The 15,126-nt window shown below is 71.5% G+C and carries 14 protein-coding genes; 6 read left to right on the top strand and 8 right to left on the bottom strand.

The features are described from left to right. Positions 1 to 17 precede the first annotated feature (17 nt). The 4 genes from ACIRD7_RS18255 (at position 18) to ACIRD7_RS18240 (ending at position 3,406) form a co-directional block, all read left to right on the top strand. The gene (locus ACIRD7_RS18255) at positions 18 to 956 is read left to right on the top strand and encodes a diiron oxygenase (protein WP_403454162.1); all 939 of its coding nucleotides are present in this window, start codon (positions 18 to 20) and stop codon (positions 954 to 956) included. 233 nt (positions 957 to 1,189) lie between these two features. Continuing rightward, positions 1,190 to 1,843, top strand: a complete 654-nt coding sequence (locus ACIRD7_RS18250) for a TetR/AcrR family transcriptional regulator (RefSeq protein ID WP_403454160.1) — start codon at positions 1,190 to 1,192, stop codon at positions 1,841 to 1,843. Positions 1,844 to 1,861: 18 nt separating this feature from the next. Next, the gene (locus ACIRD7_RS18245) at positions 1,862 to 2,182 is read left to right on the top strand and encodes a hypothetical protein (protein ID WP_403454157.1); all 321 of its coding nucleotides are present in this window, start codon (positions 1,862 to 1,864) and stop codon (positions 2,180 to 2,182) included. A gap of 102 nt (positions 2,183 to 2,284) precedes the next feature. Next, positions 2,285 to 3,406, top strand: coding sequence for a C40 family peptidase (locus ACIRD7_RS18240; RefSeq protein WP_403454155.1), 1,122 nt, complete (start codon positions 2,285 to 2,287; stop codon positions 3,404 to 3,406). Here the strand turns inward: ACIRD7_RS18240 and ACIRD7_RS18235 are convergent. The 5 genes from ACIRD7_RS18235 to ACIRD7_RS18215 are packed head-to-tail and all read right to left on the bottom strand — an operon-like array spanning position 3,324 to position 8,865. Next, on the bottom strand, positions 3,324 to 4,577 hold the full coding sequence (locus ACIRD7_RS18235; RefSeq protein WP_403454153.1) for a styrene monooxygenase/indole monooxygenase family protein: 1,254 nt from the start codon (positions 4,575 to 4,577) through the stop codon (positions 3,324 to 3,326). The genes ACIRD7_RS18240 and ACIRD7_RS18235 overlap by 83 nt on opposite strands. A gap of 14 nt (positions 4,578 to 4,591) precedes the next feature. Then, on the bottom strand, positions 4,592 to 5,218 hold the full coding sequence (locus ACIRD7_RS18230) for a GTP-binding protein (RefSeq protein WP_403454151.1): 627 nt from the start codon (positions 5,216 to 5,218) through the stop codon (positions 4,592 to 4,594). Then, positions 5,199 to 5,618: a DUF742 domain-containing protein gene (locus ACIRD7_RS18225; RefSeq protein WP_403454148.1), complete on the bottom strand. Its 420-nt coding sequence runs from the start codon at positions 5,616 to 5,618 to the stop codon at positions 5,199 to 5,201. Before ACIRD7_RS18225 ends, ACIRD7_RS18230 begins: the two co-directional genes overlap by 20 nt. Then, positions 5,615 to 6,118, bottom strand: coding sequence for a roadblock/LC7 domain-containing protein (locus tag ACIRD7_RS18220; protein WP_403454145.1), 504 nt, complete (start codon positions 6,116 to 6,118; stop codon positions 5,615 to 5,617). Before ACIRD7_RS18220 ends, ACIRD7_RS18225 begins: the two co-directional genes overlap by 4 nt. Continuing rightward, complete coding sequence (locus ACIRD7_RS18215) at positions 6,115 to 8,865, bottom strand: nitrate- and nitrite sensing domain-containing protein (protein WP_403454142.1); 2,751 nt, start codon at positions 8,863 to 8,865, stop codon at positions 6,115 to 6,117. The genes ACIRD7_RS18220 and ACIRD7_RS18215 overlap by 4 nt, the downstream gene beginning before the upstream one ends. Positions 8,866 to 9,271: 406 nt before the next feature. Between ACIRD7_RS18215 and ACIRD7_RS18210 the strand changes: the two genes are divergently transcribed. Continuing rightward, a complete protein-coding gene (locus ACIRD7_RS18210) occupies positions 9,272 to 10,060 on the top strand; it encodes a protein phosphatase 2C domain-containing protein (RefSeq protein WP_403454139.1) in 789 nt (262 codons plus the stop codon). Positions 10,061 to 10,099: 39 nt separating this feature from the next. Here the strand turns inward: ACIRD7_RS18210 and ACIRD7_RS18205 are convergent, their stop codons facing one another. Next, entirely contained in the window at positions 10,100 to 10,594 is a 495-nt protein-coding gene (locus ACIRD7_RS18205; protein ID WP_403454136.1) for a MarR family winged helix-turn-helix transcriptional regulator, read from the bottom strand. Between the two features lie 251 nt (positions 10,595 to 10,845). On the opposite strand from ACIRD7_RS18205, the gene ACIRD7_RS18200 reads away from it, so the two are divergent. Further along, positions 10,846 to 11,685 (top strand): lysozyme, encoded by an 840-nt coding sequence (locus ACIRD7_RS18200; RefSeq protein WP_403454134.1) that lies wholly within the window; start codon positions 10,846 to 10,848, stop codon positions 11,683 to 11,685. Positions 11,686 to 11,753: 68 nt separating this feature from the next. Here the strand turns inward: ACIRD7_RS18200 and lon are convergent, their stop codons facing one another. After that, positions 11,754 to 14,168, bottom strand: a complete 2,415-nt coding sequence (gene lon, locus ACIRD7_RS18195; RefSeq protein ID WP_403454131.1) for an endopeptidase La — start codon at positions 14,166 to 14,168, stop codon at positions 11,754 to 11,756. A 125-nt stretch (positions 14,169 to 14,293) separates the two neighbouring features. Next, positions 14,294 to 15,103: a rhomboid-like protein gene (locus ACIRD7_RS18190; protein WP_403454128.1), complete on the bottom strand. Its 810-nt coding sequence runs from the start codon at positions 15,101 to 15,103 to the stop codon at positions 14,294 to 14,296. Between the last annotated feature and the right edge of the window lie 23 nt (positions 15,104 to 15,126).

The following is a 15,126-nucleotide window of genomic DNA, read 5'->3' as shown; positions in this document are numbered from 1 at the left end:
ACTGAGGTGAGCGACCGATGACGACCCTGACGGAAGCCGACGCGCTCGAAGGACTGCGCGACGCGCTCGGCCACCTCAAGGACCGCGAACAGGTGGCCGAACGCCTCCTCGCCTCCTCCGCCAAGCACTCCTTCGACCCCGACAAGGAGCTCGACTGGGAGGCCCCCTTCGAGGAGGGCAAGTGGTTCTGGCCCCCGGAGCTCGTCTCGCTCTACGACACCCCGTTGTGGAAGCGGATGAGCGAGGAGCAGCGCATCCTCCTCTCCCAGCACGAGTCGGCGGCACTGGCCTCGCTGGGCATCTGGTTCGAGATCATCCTCATGCAGCTCCTGGTCCGCCACATCTACGACAAGGCGGCGACGAGCGCCCACGTCCGCTACGCCCTCACCGAGATCGAGGACGAGTGCCGGCACTCCAAGATGTTCGCCCGCCTGATATCCCACGGCGGCACCCCCTGGTACCCCGTCAGCCGCGTCCACCAGAACCTCGGCCGCCTCTTCAAGACGATCTCCACCACCCCCGGCTCCTTCACGGCCACCCTGCTCGGTGAGGAGGTCCTCGACTGGATGCAGCGCCTGACCTTCCCGGACGAGCGCGTCCAGCCCCTCATCCGCGGCGTCACCCGCATCCACGTGGTCGAGGAGGCCCGGCACGTCCGCTACGCCCGCGAGGAGCTGCGCCGCCAGATGGTGACGGCCCCCAAGTGGTCCCAGGAGTTCACCCGCGTCACCTCGGGCGAGTTCGCCCGCGTCTTCTCCGTCGCCTTCGTCAACCCCGAGGTCTACGCGAACGTAGGCCTCGACAAGCGGGAGGCCATGGCCCAGGTCAAGGCCAGCGGCCACCGCCGGGAGGTCATGCAGACAGGGGCGAAGCGTCTGACGGACTTCCTGGACGACATCGGAGTCCTACGCGGAGTGGGCCGCCGCCTCTGGAGGTCATCGGGCCTATTGGCGTAGCCCCACGCACCGGCACCCGCGTACGGCGGCAAGGGGACGTGCCCGGGGGGGGTCCGCCCGCAGCGGCGGGCGTCAACGAGCGCGAGCCTCTCTGCCCGAGGGCAACCGCCCGACCGAGGACGGACACCCCCCCGGCGCGGCCCCGACGCACACCCCCACCGCAGGCGCTACCCGCGCCCGCACCGAACCCGCACGGGCGCCGCAGGCACACACACCCGACTACGCTGCTGGTCATGACGCCCTCGGCCCCCACTCCCGCCTACCGCCGCCTGAGCGTCGAGGAGCGCCGCACCCAGCTCCTCAACGCCGCCCTCACCCTCTTCGCGCACCGCACCCCCGAGGACGTGTCCCTGGACGACGTGGCGGAGGCGGCCGGCGTCTCCCGCCCCCTCGTCTACCGCTACTTCCCCGGCGGCAAGCAGCAGCTCTACGAGGCCGCCCTGCGCTCGGCCGCCGAAGAACTCCAGCAGTGCTTCGACGAACCGCACGACGGCCCCCTCCTCCCCCGCCTGGCCCACGCCCTCGACCGCTACCTCGCCTTCGTCGACCAGCACGACACCGGCTTCAGCGCCCTGCTCCAGGGCGGCAGCGTGGTGGAGACCTCCCGCACGACCGCCATAGTGGACGGCGTACGCCGATCCGCGGCCGAGCACATCCTCAGCCACCTCGAGGTCACCGACCCCGGCCTGCACCTGCGCATGACCGTGCGGATGTGGATCACCGCGGTCGAGGCGGCCTCCCTGATCTGGCTGGACGAGGGCAAGCAGCCCCCGCTGCCGGAACTGCGGGACTGGCTCGTCGAACAGTTCGAGGCCGCACTCGCCGTCACGGCAGCCCGGGACCCCCAGACGGCCGCGCTGGCCGAACGGCTGGCGGCGGACCTCTAGGACACGGCCTAGGGTCCGATGGCCGAGACTGTTGCCGTGAAGAGCGAAGACACCCCCTTCGAGGGCGGCCCCATGGACGGCCGCGTGCTCCCCGTCCTGCTGGGCATCACCGGCCACCCGCCCAAGACGTACCGCATCCCGGTCCCCGACCCGCAGGGCGGCCCGCCCACCGTCCTCGTCTACCGCCGCGTAGCACGGACCCAGGGCGCCCGCCCGGCCCTCACCCGGCGCTGGAAGTACGAGTACGCCCCCGAGGGCGAGCAGGGCCGCCGTCTGAACTGGCCGTGGTCCAAGCCAGGCACCACGCCGCCCGGCAAGCCGCGCGACCCGGACGAGTGACCGCGCTGCGCCGAACCGCGCACAGCCACCACGCGTACCCGGCGCCGTCACCCCATGTTCGCGGTGCGGAGGAGAGAGACTCTTCGTACCGGAGGTGATGACGTGTCAGGACGGTTTCCGCGTCTGGCGTGTACGGCGGCCGTGGCGGCCGCCACGCTCCTCGTGCCCGCCCACGCGACGGCGGCCCCCACGCCCCGCGAACCACAGGAGCGTTCCACCGCTGCCCTGCTGACGGACCTTCAGCGTCTGTACCGGGAGACGGAACAGGCCACGGAGACGTACAACGCCACCGAGGAGAAGCTGAAGAAGCAGCGCGCCGAGGTGACCCGTCTGGACATCGCCCTGTCCCGCGCCCGCCTCTCCCTGCACGACAGCCGCGGCGCCGCCGGCCGGCTGGCCCGTCAGCAGTACCAGAACACCAGCGACATCTCCCCCTACGTCCGGCTGCTCCTGGCCCGCCACCCGCAGCACGCCCTCGACCAGGGCCATGTCATCGCCCGCCTGGCCCGCGAGCGCGCCGAGACGGTCGGCCGGCTGACCGGCACCGAACACCGGGCCGCCGACCTGGCCCGCCGGGCGCGCAAGGCCCTGGACGACCAACTCGCCCTCGCCGAACGGCAGAAGAAGAACAGGGACGACGTACAGAAGCGGCTGAAGAAGGTGGAGGCGCTCCTGGCCTCCCTCACCGCCGAGCAGATCGACGCGCTGGCCGAACTGGAGAAGAAGGACACCGCGAAGGCGCAGCGGGCGTTCCTCGCGTCGGGCGCCCTCGCCAAGGACGACCACAAGCCGACCCGGGAGAGCGCCCGAGCGATCCGCTTCGCCAAGAAGCAGCTCGGCAAGCCCTACAAGTGGGGCGCGGAAGGCCCCAAGTCCTACGACTGCTCAGGCCTGACGTCCGAGGCCTGGGCCCACGCGGGCACCCGCATCCCGCGCACCAGCCAGGAGCAGTGGGCGCGGCTCGAACGCGTCCCGCTGACCGAGCTGCGCCCCGGCGACCTGGTCGTCTACTTCCCGGACGCCACGCACGTGGCGATGTACCTGGGCAAGGGCAAGGTGGTCCAGGCCCCGCGCACCGGGGAGAAGATCAAGATCTCCCCGATCGCGTCGAACCCGGTCCTGGGCGCCGTGCGCCCGCGGGTCAAGCCCCCGAAACCTCAGCCAGATACGCCCCGGTCTTCTCCGGCTCGTAAAAGAAGTTCTCGAAGTCAGCCGGGTCGTTGAAGCCGTTGGCGAAGCGGTCGGCGACCGGCTGCAGCTGACCGGCCGCGCCGATCAGGTTGAGGATGTGCTCCGGCGGCGGCGCCAGCATGGCGTTGGTCCACTTGGTGACGTGCTGCGCGGTGGCCCAGTAGCGGTCGAAAGTGGCGCGCATCCAGGTCTCGTCGAACTCCTTGTCCCCGTGTTCGAGGATCGAGGAGAGGTAAGCCGCGGCGCACTTGGACGCCGAGTTGGAGCCCTGGCCGGTGATCGGGTCGTTCGCCACGACGACGTCCGCCACGCCCAGCACGAGCCCGCCGCCGGGCAGCCGCCCGACGGGGTTGCGCACCGTCGGCGCGTATCGCCCGCTCAGGGTGCCGCCCGCGTCCGTCAGTTCGACCTTGGTCGCCCTGGCGTACTCCCACGGCACGTACTTCTCCATGAGTTCCAGGGTCAGGGAGAGGTGCTCGGCCGGGTCCTTCACGCCGTCGAAGACGTCGAGCGGGCCGCCGGGTATGCCCTCCCAGAACAGGATGTCGGCCCGCCCCGAGGTGGTCAGGCACGGCATGACGAACAACTCGCCGACGCCGGGGACGAGGTTGCAGCGGACGGCCTCGGTGTCCGGGTGCTCCGGACGCTCGCCCAGACCGTGGACGTAGGACACGGCCAGCGCGCGCTGCGGCTCGCTGTACGGGGAGCGCTCCGCGTCCCGGCCGAACATCTGGACCAGCTCGCCCTTGCCCGCCGACACCATCACCAGGTCGTACGTACGGGAGAAGTAGTCGAGGTCGCCGACCGCCGCGCCGTGGATGACCAGCTGTCCGCCGCGCTGTGCGAACGTCTCCATCCAGCCGGCCATCTTCACCCGCTGGTCGACGGACTGCGCGAACCCGTCGAGGTGTCCGAGCCAGTCGATCGCGCGCGCCGCGGGGCCCTCGCCCCAGGAGCCGGGGGCCGCCACCGAGACGCCGAGCCCCTCGATCTTCGGGGCCTGGGACTCCCAGAAGTTCAGCTGGAGATCGCGCTCGTGCTGGAGCGAGGTGTGGAACATGCACTGCGTGGACATGACCCGGCCGGAGCGGATCTCGTCCGCCGTCCGGTTGGACATCAGGGTGACCTCGTACCCGTTCGACTGGAGTCCGAGGGCGAGCTGGAGTCCGGACTGGCCGGCTCCGACGACGAGTATCTTCCGCATCCGGGGCTGTTCTCCTACTCGGGGGTGACGTCCAGCGCATGGCCGACGAGGGACAGGAGGGTCTCGATGACCGAGATCCGCCGCCGCGCGTCCATGATCATTACAGGTATGTGGGCGGGGATCGTCAACGCCTCACGCACGTCCTCCGGTTCGAACAGCTCACTGCCGTCGAAGTGGTTGACCGCGACGACGTACGGCAGCCCGCAGCTCTCGAAGTAGTCCAGCGCCGGGAAGCAGTCCTTCAGCCGCCGGGTGTCAGCCAGCACGACCGCGCCGATCGCGCCGCGCACCAGGTCGTCCCACATGAACCAGAACCGCTGCTGGCCCGGCGTGCCGAACAGGTAGAGCACCAGGTCGTCGTCGAGCGTGAGGCGGCCGAAGTCCATGGCCACGGTCGTGGTGAGCTTGCCGGGCGTCGAGGTGAGGTCGTCGGTGTCCTCGCTGGCCTCCGTCATCAGCGCCTCGGTCTGCAGCGGCGTGATCTCCGAGACGGCGGTGACCAGCGTGGTCTTGCCGACGCCGAATCCGCCCGCCACGACTATCTTCGTGGCGACGGGGGCCCGGGTGCGGTCCGTCTGCCAGGACTTCAGGTCCTCATCGGTGCCTTCAAAACCAGTGCCTTCAAAGACGACGGAGTCCACTCAGCACCCTTTCGAGCAGAGCGCGGTCCGGGCGGCCGGTGCCGTGACCGGTTCCGGTGCCGTACACACGGATCTTCCCCTGGTCCGCGAGATCACTGAGGAGCACGCGGACCACGCCGAGCGGCATCTTCAGCAGCGCGGCGATCTCGGCCACCGTGCGCATACGGCGGCAGAGTTCGACGATGGCCCGCATCTCCGGCATCACACGGGTGGCGAGCGAACCGTTCGTCAGTTCCTTGCGCTCCTGCGGTGCCTCCAGTGCCGCGACGAACGTCTCGACGAGAAGGACGTGGCCGAAGCGGGTACGGCCGCCGGTGAGCGAGTAGGGGCGCACGCGGGCGGCCTTGCGGTCGCCGCCGCGCACGGGTAGGTGGGGCCTGTTCTTCGGGGCGTTGCTCATCGGGTACTCCCTGCTGACGCGGCCTCGAGGGACTTCCGCAGCTCGCTGCGGAGTTCGGGGGTGAGGACGTGCCCGGCACGGCCGACGAAGAGCGCCATGTGGTACGCCACCACGCTCATGTCGCAGTCCGCGGAGCCGTGCACACCGAGCAGCGAGCCGTCGCTGATGGACATCACGAACAGGCTGCCCTCGTCCATCGCGACCATCGTGTGCTTCACCGCGCCGAACTGCATCAGCTTGGCCGCACCGATGGTGAGGCTGCCGATGCCGGAGACGACGGTGGCGAGGTCGGCGGAGGAGCCGCGCGGTCCGGTGGGCCGGTCGGACCTCGCCTCCCGGGCCGCGTCGTTGCGGGCTTGGTCCGAGGAGAGGAGGAGCAGGCCGTCGGAGGAGACGACGGCTACCGACTGGATGCCCGGCACCTCCTCGACCAGATTCGTCAACAACCAGTGCAGGTTGCGGGCTTCACTGCTCAGTCCGAAGGTACTGGGCGCGGTCAACTGCTTGCCTCCTCGACTGTGCCCCCCGTGGCTGCTTCGGATTCGGTGCTTGGTGCGGTCGGTGCCTTGCTCTGACCGGTCTGTTCGGCGATCTCCGCCTCGACGTCGCGATAGCCGGCCTGCGCGCCGCGGCGGAAGCCCCCGAGCCGCTTGCGCAGGGCCTCGGCGTCGACCGAGCCGCTGCGCTGACGCGGAACGGCCGAGGGGGTGGTGATCTTGGGGGTGCGCTTGGGCAGGCCCTTGTCGGTGACGCGCTCCTGCGTCTCGTCCCGCTCGTCCCGGGCCCGCTCATGGGCGTCGGGGCCGATGGCGTAGGGGTCGGCGGCCGGTTCCTCGGGCTCCTCGGCGGGCGCCGGGATCAGGAGCTCCATCGTGGTCTCGGCGGGCGTCGCCTCGGGCTCCGTACGGCCCGCCTCGACGGGTTCCGCGGCCACACGGTCCTCCTGTCCCTCCTGTCCGCCCCCGGTCGCCGTCTCCCGTACGGCCTGCTCCGCCAGCTCCACCAGCGGGTCGGCGTTCTTCGCGCGGCCGCGCAGGACGTTGGAGTTGGCCTCCGCGTCGGCGCCGGGCAGGGAGAAGGCGTGGGCGGCGCCGGGCTGCGGGGTGGCCGAGGGGACCGCGGCGGCGGGGGCCGGCGCCAGCAGGCTCTTGGGCAGGACCGCGACCGCGGCGATGCCGCCCTGCTTCTGCTCGCGCAACTGGACGCGGACCCCGTGGCGGTGGGCGAGGCGGGCGACGACGTAGAGGCCGAGGCCCAGGCCGCCTTCGCCCTCCTGGTCGTAGGTCGCCTCGGGGTCGAAGTCGGCGAGGCGGGCGTTGAGGCGGGTCATCCGATCGCCCGTCATCCCGATGCCCTCGTCCTGCACGGAGAGCATGACCTCGCCGTTCTCCAGCAGCCAGCCGGAGACCTCGACGGGCAGGTCGGGCGGGGAGAACGAGGTCGCGTTCTCCATCAGTTCGGCCAGCAGGTGGGAGAGGTCGTCGGCGGCGAACCCGGCGAGGTGCGCGTGCGGCGGGAGCGCGGCGATGCGGACCCGCTCGTAGCGCTCGATCTCGCTGACGGCCGCGCGGACCACGTCGACGAGCGGGACCGGTCCCGCGTGCTGCTGGACATGCTCGGTGCCCGCGAGGACGAGGAGGTTCTCGCTGTGCCGGCGCATGACGGTGGCGAAGTGGTCGAGCTTGAAGAGGGTGGCGAGCCGCTCGGGGTCCTGCTCGCGCTCCTCCAGCCCCTCGATGACGGCGAGTTGCCGCTCGACCAGGCCGAGGGTGCGCAGCGCCAGGTTGACGAAGGTGCTGCCGATGCTGTCCCGCAGCCGCTCCAACTGGGCGGCGGAGTCGGCCAGTTCGCTGCGCAGTCCTTCGCGGGCGTCGGCCATCTTCTGCCGCTGCCCGACCAGGTGCTTGCGGTCGGACTCCAGGGTGGCGATGCGCTCGTGGAGGGCGACGGCGTGCGCGTGCAGGGCGTTGACGGAGTTGACGACCTGCGCGAACTCGTCGTTGCGGCCGGTGAACTTGACGGGCTCTTCCGCCGCCGGGTCCTCGGCGTGCGCGAGCCGGGCGGAGCCGAGCCGCAGGACGGCGAGGGGCCGGGTGAGGCTGCGGGCCATGCCGGTGGCGACGCCTACGGCGAGCAGCATCAGGGCACCGAGGATCGCGATGCGGATCTCCAGCGCGGTGACGTCGTCGTCGCGCAGCTGCTCCAGGGCCTTGGTGCGGCGGTCGTAGAGGGCGGACTCCGCGCCGCGCATCGAGTCGACCCGGGCGGACAGGGCGGCCTCGGCGCGCTCGGTGTTCGTGGCCAGGTCCCGGTCGGAGAGCGTGGCCTGGTCGGTGAGCGCGGCCAGGTACCGCTCGGCCGTGTCGACCTCGGGGCCGGTGACCGTGGAGCCGTAGGAGGTGCGCGCGCTCTTGGGCGCGGTGTCGCGGAAGTCGTCGAGGGCGGCGTCGGAGCGCAGCCGGGCCTGCTGGGCGGCGGCGCTGAGCTCGGCGCGCTGCTTGGTGTCGGCGGCCGAGGAGGTCTTCTGGGTGCTCGCGAGGCCCGTGATCGGGTCGATGACGGTCTCGGTGGTGGTCGGCACGCTGAGCGCGGCGAGCAGCAGTCCGCGGACGGCGGCGGCCTGCTGTACGGCGGTGTCGAGTTCGGCCAGCGCGTAGGCGCCGGATCCGGCGCGCGGCGGCATCTGCTCGGCCAGCCGCTCGGCGAGCCGGTGCAGTTCGGTGATGGCTGCGGAGTACGCCTCGTGGGCCTGGAGCGCGGTGCTCTGGCCGGTGAGCGCGGACCTGCGCAGGGCCGCGACGCCGTCGAGGTCGTCGCGCAGCGAGGCGGGCGCGTCGGGGTCGGCGCGCAGCTCCTCGACCTGCCGGTCCACCCGGGCGCTGCGCTGCTCGCTGGGCGCCTTGGACCTGGGCCGTCCGGCGGCGATGTAGGACGTGACCTCGTCACGCTCGTCGGCGAGCGAGTGCGCGAGCGTGAGCGCGTCCTCGGTCTGCGCGGCGAGGGTCACCAGCTCCTGGGAGTCGTGCAGTTGCCCGGAGGCGGCGACGACCGAGGGGACGCCGGCTCCGGCGATGGCGGCGGCCACCACGGCCACGGCGACGATCAGCCGGTTCCGTACGTGTGTCCTGCGCCCCTTGCCGGCCGGCGGGACGTCGGTGGCGGTGCCGGGAGTGGGCTGCGTGCCCCCTGCGGAGGCCGTCTGCTTGCCTGAGCGACGAGGCCGCATCTTCTGCACAGGTGCTCGCATTCCTGACTCGTGATACCCATGGGTCCGGATGACGTTGCGTCAACTACCGCCGACCGTACGTTCACCCCTCCCCCAAGCTCGCGTCTTCGCTCGAGCAGGGGGTGCCCTCACCGGTCCCCGACCCTCCCAGTGCCGGTGGGCAACGGTCGCGCATCACCTGACCCGCCACCCGAAGGAGTGAACCCCGGAGGGGAGTTGGCGGGCAAGTTCCTCCGGTGCGTGCACGCGCCCCGCACGGTGGGCCGGTTGGACGTCTGCGGCAGGCGATGGCAGTATTCGCCGCCACGCCTCGCCGGAGTGAACCATTCCCGTCCAAATCAGGCGCCTGACCTGCGCGGCTGCACCCGTTCGACGACCAATGCGACCCCTTGGCGGAGCTTGTGAAGGGCTCGTGCAGACTGGCCGGATGCGAACAGAGCTTGTTTCGGAGCCCGGTGATCCGGCCCGCCCCAACGAGGACTTCGCAAGTGTCGGCGTTCCCGCCTCGGGACAGGGCGGGGTGCTGGTCGTCCTGGACGGGGTCACCCCGCCCAGAGGTGAGACGGGCTGTCTGCATTCCGTTCCCTGGTTCACCGCGCGGCTGGGCGGAGCGCTGACCGAACTGACCGTTTCACTCCCGGATGCCCCCCTCACCGACGCGCTGGCCCGTGCCATCGCGCGTACCGCCGAGGCCCACGCACCAACCTGTGACCTTTCTCACCCGCGCACCCCACAGGCAACGGTGGTTGTGGTGCGGTGGTCCGCGGCGACGGTGGAGTACCTGATCCTCTCGGACTCGACCCTGCTCATCGAGTCACCGGACGGCACCATCACACCCCACATGGACGACCGCCTCGCCCGTCTCCCCAGGGCCTCCCTGGCGACGGACGCGCTGATCGACGCCCACATCCGCAACAAGGAGGGCGGGTTCTTCACGGCCGCCGCGGACCCGTCGGTGGCGAAGCGGGCGGTGACGGGCACGCTGCCGCGGAGCGAGGCACGGTCACTCGCCGCCCTGACGGACGGGGCGACCCGCTGGGTGGAGAAGTTCCGGGAGGGCGACTGGGCGGACTGCTTCACCTTCGTACGGAAGGAGGGGGCGGGGGCGCTGGTGGAGCGGGTGCGGGCGCTGGAGGAGGCCGACGCGCAGGAGCGGACGTATCTGGGCCGCAGCAAGACGCACGACGACGCGACGGTCGTGTACGTGGACCTCTGATACGTGGACCGCTGATACCCGGACCGCTGAGCGGACCGGCTACTTCTCCATCCCCCGGTTCAGCTGGTTCAGCAGCCGGGCCAGCTCCGCCACTTCCCCCCGGTCCCAGTGCGACATCTGCGCGACGTACCGGGCCCGCCGGGCCTCGCGCACCTTGGCCACCCGCCCGCGCCCCTCCTCGGTCAGATGCACCAGCCAGGCCCGTCCGTCGGCCGGGTCCGGCTCGCGGGCGACCAGTCCCAGGTCCTCCAGGGCGCGCAGCTGACGGGACATCGTGGCCTTGCCGACGCCGATGTAGGCGGCGAGTTCGGTGGCCCGCTGGCGGCCGGCTTCGCCCAGACGGACCAGCAGGCCGTACGCCGCGGACTCCAGGTCCGGGTGGACCTCGCGGGCCATCTCGCCCTGCTTGGCGCGGGCACGTCGGAAGAGGACCGTCAACTCGCGTTCCAGATCGAGGAACTCGGGCTGGTCCAAACCACCACCGGGCATGCCGGATTTGCCTCGGCGCCCGTCGCCGTTTCCGTCTTCGTGCACGTCAGCCCCTGCCTCGTTCTTCCCGGTCGTGAAAGTTTCCGCCGGCCGCCGTCATCGCCGCAGCTCCGCCAGTATTTCGCAGGCTTAGACCAACGGCAGCCTCCGGACCCCCTTCCACCTGCCCTTCTGCATGCCTAGCTTCGACAGCAGAACCACGGGTGGCATGCTCACGCCACGAGCGAGCGGCATGCCCGACCACCCCGCCACCCGCGCTTCCCGACCGAGCAGCACCGAGCCTTCGGAGGCACGCTATGCCCGTGCAAAGACCCGAACCGCTCCGGCCCCGCCGCCCCGGCCGCGCCGGGCTCCCGCTCGCCACTGTCCTCTCCCTGACCCTCCTCGTCCTCGCCGCCCAGCCCTCCGCCGCGGCCTGCGACGACCCACCGCCGCGCGGCTCCGCGTACATGGGCGTGGGCGTCGAGACCCACGACGGCGTGGACGGCGCCCCCGTCTCCGACCTGGCCGCACAGACCGAAGGCGTCGACGTCTCCAGCCACCAGGGCAACGTCGCCTGGTCGACCCTGTGGAACAGCGGGGTCAAGTGGGCCTATGTGAAGGCGACCGAGGGGACCTACTACACCAACCCCTACTTCGCCTCGCAGTACAACGGCTCCTACGACGTCGGCATGATCCGCGGCGCCTACCACTTCGCGACCCCCGACACCACCAATGGCGCAACCCAGGCCAACTATTTCGTCGACCACGGCGGCGGCTGGTCCCGTGACGGCAAGACCCTGCCCGGCGTCCTCGACATCGAGTGGAACCCGTACGGCGCCGCCTGCTACGGCAAGACCCCCACCGCGATGGTCACCTGGATCCGGGACTTCCTCAATCAGTACAAGGCCCGTACCGGCCGCGACCCCGTCATCTACACGGCCACCAACTGGTGGAAGCAGTGCACCGGCAACTACGCCGGCTTCGCCACCGCCAACCCCCTGTGGATCGCCCGCTACGCGACGGCGGTCGGGGAGCTGCCGGCGGGGTGGAGTTACTACACGGCCTGGCAGTACACGTCGTCGGGCCCGACGGTCGGAGACCACAACAAGTTCAACGGAGCCCTCGACAGGGTCGTGGCGCTCGCCAACGGCTAGCCGGACAGGACGGCGAAGGCCCGGGCCTCCCTCACGGGACCCGGGCCCTGCCTTTCCGGTCGCGTCCGTCACGCCGCGGCCGGAACCTCGGGGGCCGCGCCGTTCGTGGCCGGCGTCAGGGCCAGTTCCAGGACCTGGCGGACGTCGGTGACGGCGTGGACGTCGAGCTTGTCCAGCACCTCCGCCGGGACGTCGTCCAGGTCGGGCTCGTTGCGCTTGGGGATGACGACGGTCGTCACACCCGCGCGGTGGGCCGCCAGCAGCTTCTGCTTCACGCCGCCGATCGGCAGGACCCGGCCGGTCAGCGACACCTCACCGGTCATCGCCACGTCCGTACGGACCAGCCGGCCGGACAGGAGCGAGGCCAGCGCGGTCGTCATCGTGATGCCCGCGCTCGGGCCGTCCTTCGGCACCGCGCCCGCCGGGAAGTGGATGTGCACTCCACGGTCCTTCAGGTCGGCGACCGGCAACTCCAGTTCGGCGCCGTGCGAGCGGAGGAAGGACAGGGCGATCTGCGCGCTCTCCTTCATCACGTCACCCAGTTGGCCGGTCAGGGTCAGCCCCGCCGCGCCCGTCTCGGGGTCGGCCAGCGACGCCTCCACGAACAGGACGTCACCGCCCGCGCCCGTGACCGCGAGGCCGGTGGCGACACCGGGGACCGCGGTGCGGCGCTCCGCCGGGTCCTGCGCCGACTCGGGCACGTGGTGCGGCCGGCCGATCAGGCCGCGCAGATCGCCGTCCCCGATGGTGAACGGCAGCTCGCGGGAACCCAGTTCGTGCTCGGCCGCCACCTTGCGCAGCAGCCGCGCGATGGAGCGCTCCAGGTTCCGCACGCCCGCCTCGCGCGTGTACTCACCGGCGAGCTTGCGCAGCGCGCCCTCGTCGATGGCGACCTCGTCCTGGTTCAGACCGGCCCGCTCCAGCTGGCGCGGAAGCAGGTGGTCACGGGCGATGACGATCTTCTCGTCCTCGGTGTAGCCGTCGAGGCGGACGAGCTCCATACGGTCGAGCAGGGCCTCCGGGATGGCCTCCAGGACGTTGGCGGTGGCGAGGAACACCACGTCGCTCAGGTCCAGTTCGACCTCCAGGTAGTGGTCCCGGAAGGTGTGGTTCTGGGCCGGGTCCAGGACCTCCAGCAGGGCCGCCGCCGGGTCGCCCCGGAAGTCGGAGCCCACCTTGTCGATCTCGTCGAGCAGGACCACCGGGTTCATCGACCCGGCCTCCTTGATGGCGCGGACGATACGGCCGGGCAGCGCGCCGACGTACGTCCGCCGGTGACCGCGGATCTCCGCCTCGTCCCGCACACCGCCGAGCGCGACCCGGACGAACTTGCGTCCCATCGCGTGCGCGACGGACTCGCCGAGCGAGGTCTTGCCGACGCCGGGCGGGCCGACGAGGGCGAGGACGGCGCCGCCGCGCCGGCCGCCGACGATCCCAAGGCCCCGGTCCGTACGGCGCTTGCGCACCGCCAGGTACTCGGTGATCCGCTCCTTCACGTCCTCGAGACCGGCGTGCTCGGCGTCCAGCACACCCTTGGCGCCCTGGATGTCGTAGGCGTCCTCGGTCCGCTCGTTCCACGGCAGTTCGAGGACGGTGTCCAGCCAGGTCCGGATCCACGACCCCTCGGGGGACTGGTCGCTGGACCGCTCCAGCTTGTCGACCTCCTTGAGGGCGGCCTCGCGGACCTTCTCAGGCAGGTCGGCGGCCTCGACCCGGGCCCGGTAGTCGTCGGACTCCTCGCCGTCCTGCTCGCCGTTCAGTTCGCGCAGTTCCTTGCGCACGGCTTCGAGCTGGCGGCGCAGCAGGAACTCGCGCTGCTGCTTGTCGACGCCTTCCTGGACGTCCTTGGCGATGGTCTCGGCGACGTCCTGCTCGGCGAGGTGGTCGCGCAGTTGCTGGGTGGCGAGCTTGAGGCGGGCGACCGGGTCGGCGGTCTCCAGCAGCTCGACCTTCTGTTCGGTGGTCAGGAACGGCGAGTAGCCGGAGTTGTCGGCGAGCTGGGAGACGTCGTCGATGGCCTGGACCCGGTCCACGACCTGCCAGGCGCCGCGCTTGCGCAGCCAGGCGGTCGCGAGGGCCTTGTACTCCTTCACCAGTTCGCCGACCTGGCCGGGCAGCGGCTCGGGCACGGTCTCGTCGATCCGCGTTCCCTCGACCCACAGGGCGGCGCCCGGTCCGGTCGTGCCGGCGCCGATCCGCACCCGGCCGCGTCCACGGATCAGGGCACCCGGGTCACCGTCGGCCAGCCGGCCGACCTGCTCGACGGTGCCGAGCACACCGGTGCCCGGGTACGTCCCGTCGATCCGCGGCACCAGGAGCACCCGGGGCTTCCCGGGCGTGGAACGGGCGGCGGCCTGGGCGGCCTCCACCGCGGCGCGTACATCGGCGTCGTTCAAGTCCAGCGGGACCACCATCCCGGGCAGCACGACGTCGTCGTCGAGCGGCAGCACGGGCAGGGTGAGCGAAGTGGACGTCGAAGCCATGATCTCCCCTTAGGCAGTCAAGTTGAGTTATGCCGACTCAATGCTTGAGGGAGCCCGAATGTTCCCCTGCCCGCGTTCGCTGTGAGCGATCACCCGCTGTACGTGCCGTGACCTCGCTCTTCGCCCTACAACACGCGCCGGGGCTCTGACCTTCCGCGGCGCAGCGCCGGCCACATCCCGACCCCTGTGCCCAGGGCGATCAGATGTCCCCAGTTGGTCAGCGGGTCCGTGAGGGCGAGCAGGTCCAGGGCGAGCATGCCGCCGAACAGCGCGAGCACCGGCCACCGCAGCCACGGCCGGAGCAGCCCGGCCAGGGCGCCGACGCAGCCGGCGACGCCGAAGCTGACGCCGTAGTCGAGGCGGTGCAGCGAGCTGTCGGGAAGGTGGCCGGCCAGGACCGCGAGTCCCACCGGGACCTCGGTCGCGAGGGTGGCGAGGACATGCCCGGCCAGGAAGACGAGGGCCGTGCGCGCGCCGCCGATGCGCCGCTCCAGCGTGGTGAGGACGAACAGCAGGCAGAGGGTGTACGGCGCCAGGATGCCGCCGGCTATCCACAGCGCGCTGGCGAGCAGCACCAGCCCGGGGGTCCGCAGGAGGTGCGCCACGTCGGTGCTGGAGCCCTGGTGCAGGGCGTGGACGACGCCGGGGTCGGCGTACGCGGCGATCAGGGAGGTGACGGTCAGGACGACGGCGTAGGCGAGGGTGAACGGGGTGCCGGTGGGGGTCGGGAGCAGGCGCCAAGGGCGCAAGAGGGGACTGCGTGCGCCGGGCGCGGCCACCTCGGTCCCGGCCGGTGCCGCGGTGGCGCGCACGGCGGTGGCGCCCACCGGCCCGCGCTGCCGGGGCAGCCCGTCCAGCAGCCCGGCCGCACCGGGCAGGCCCGCCTCGGGCACCGGAGCCGGGTCCGTCGCACCTCCGGCCGCAGTCCGTTCCAAGGTGAGGTGCTCCTTCCGTTTCC

The sequence above is a fragment of the Streptomyces sp. NPDC093568 genome, assembly GCF_044764945.1.
Classification (GTDB): Bacteria; Actinomycetota; Actinomycetes; order Streptomycetales; family Streptomycetaceae; genus Streptomyces.
This window is presented reverse-complemented; position numbering and strand designations above follow the sequence as displayed.

Bases quoted from the DNA above. Each gene is read 5' to 3' on its own strand.
- ACIRD7_RS18255 (WP_403454162.1), top strand. From the start codon at position 18: ATGACGACCCTGACGGAAGCCGACGCGCTCGAAGGACTGCGCGACGCG.
- ACIRD7_RS18250 (WP_403454160.1), top strand. From the start codon at position 1,190: ATGACGCCCTCGGCCCCCACTCCCGCCTACCGCCGCCTGAGCGTCGAG.
- ACIRD7_RS18245 (WP_403454157.1), top strand. From the start codon at position 1,862: ATGGCCGAGACTGTTGCCGTGAAGAGCGAAGACACCCCCTTCGAGGGC.
- ACIRD7_RS18235 (WP_403454153.1), bottom strand. From the start codon at position 4,577: ATGCGGAAGATACTCGTCGTCGGAGCCGGCCAGTCCGGACTCCAGCTC.
- ACIRD7_RS18225 (WP_403454148.1), bottom strand. From the start codon at position 5,618: ATGAGCAACGCCCCGAAGAACAGGCCCCACCTACCCGTGCGCGGCGGC.
- ACIRD7_RS18215 (WP_403454142.1), bottom strand. From the start codon at position 8,865: ATGCGAGCACCTGTGCAGAAGATGCGGCCTCGTCGCTCAGGCAAGCAG.
- ACIRD7_RS18210 (WP_403454139.1), top strand. From the start codon at position 9,272: ATGCGAACAGAGCTTGTTTCGGAGCCCGGTGATCCGGCCCGCCCCAAC.
- ACIRD7_RS18200 (WP_403454134.1), top strand. From the start codon at position 10,846: ATGCCCGTGCAAAGACCCGAACCGCTCCGGCCCCGCCGCCCCGGCCGC.
- lon (WP_403454131.1), bottom strand. From the start codon at position 14,168: ATGGCTTCGACGTCCACTTCGCTCACCCTGCCCGTGCTGCCGCTCGAC.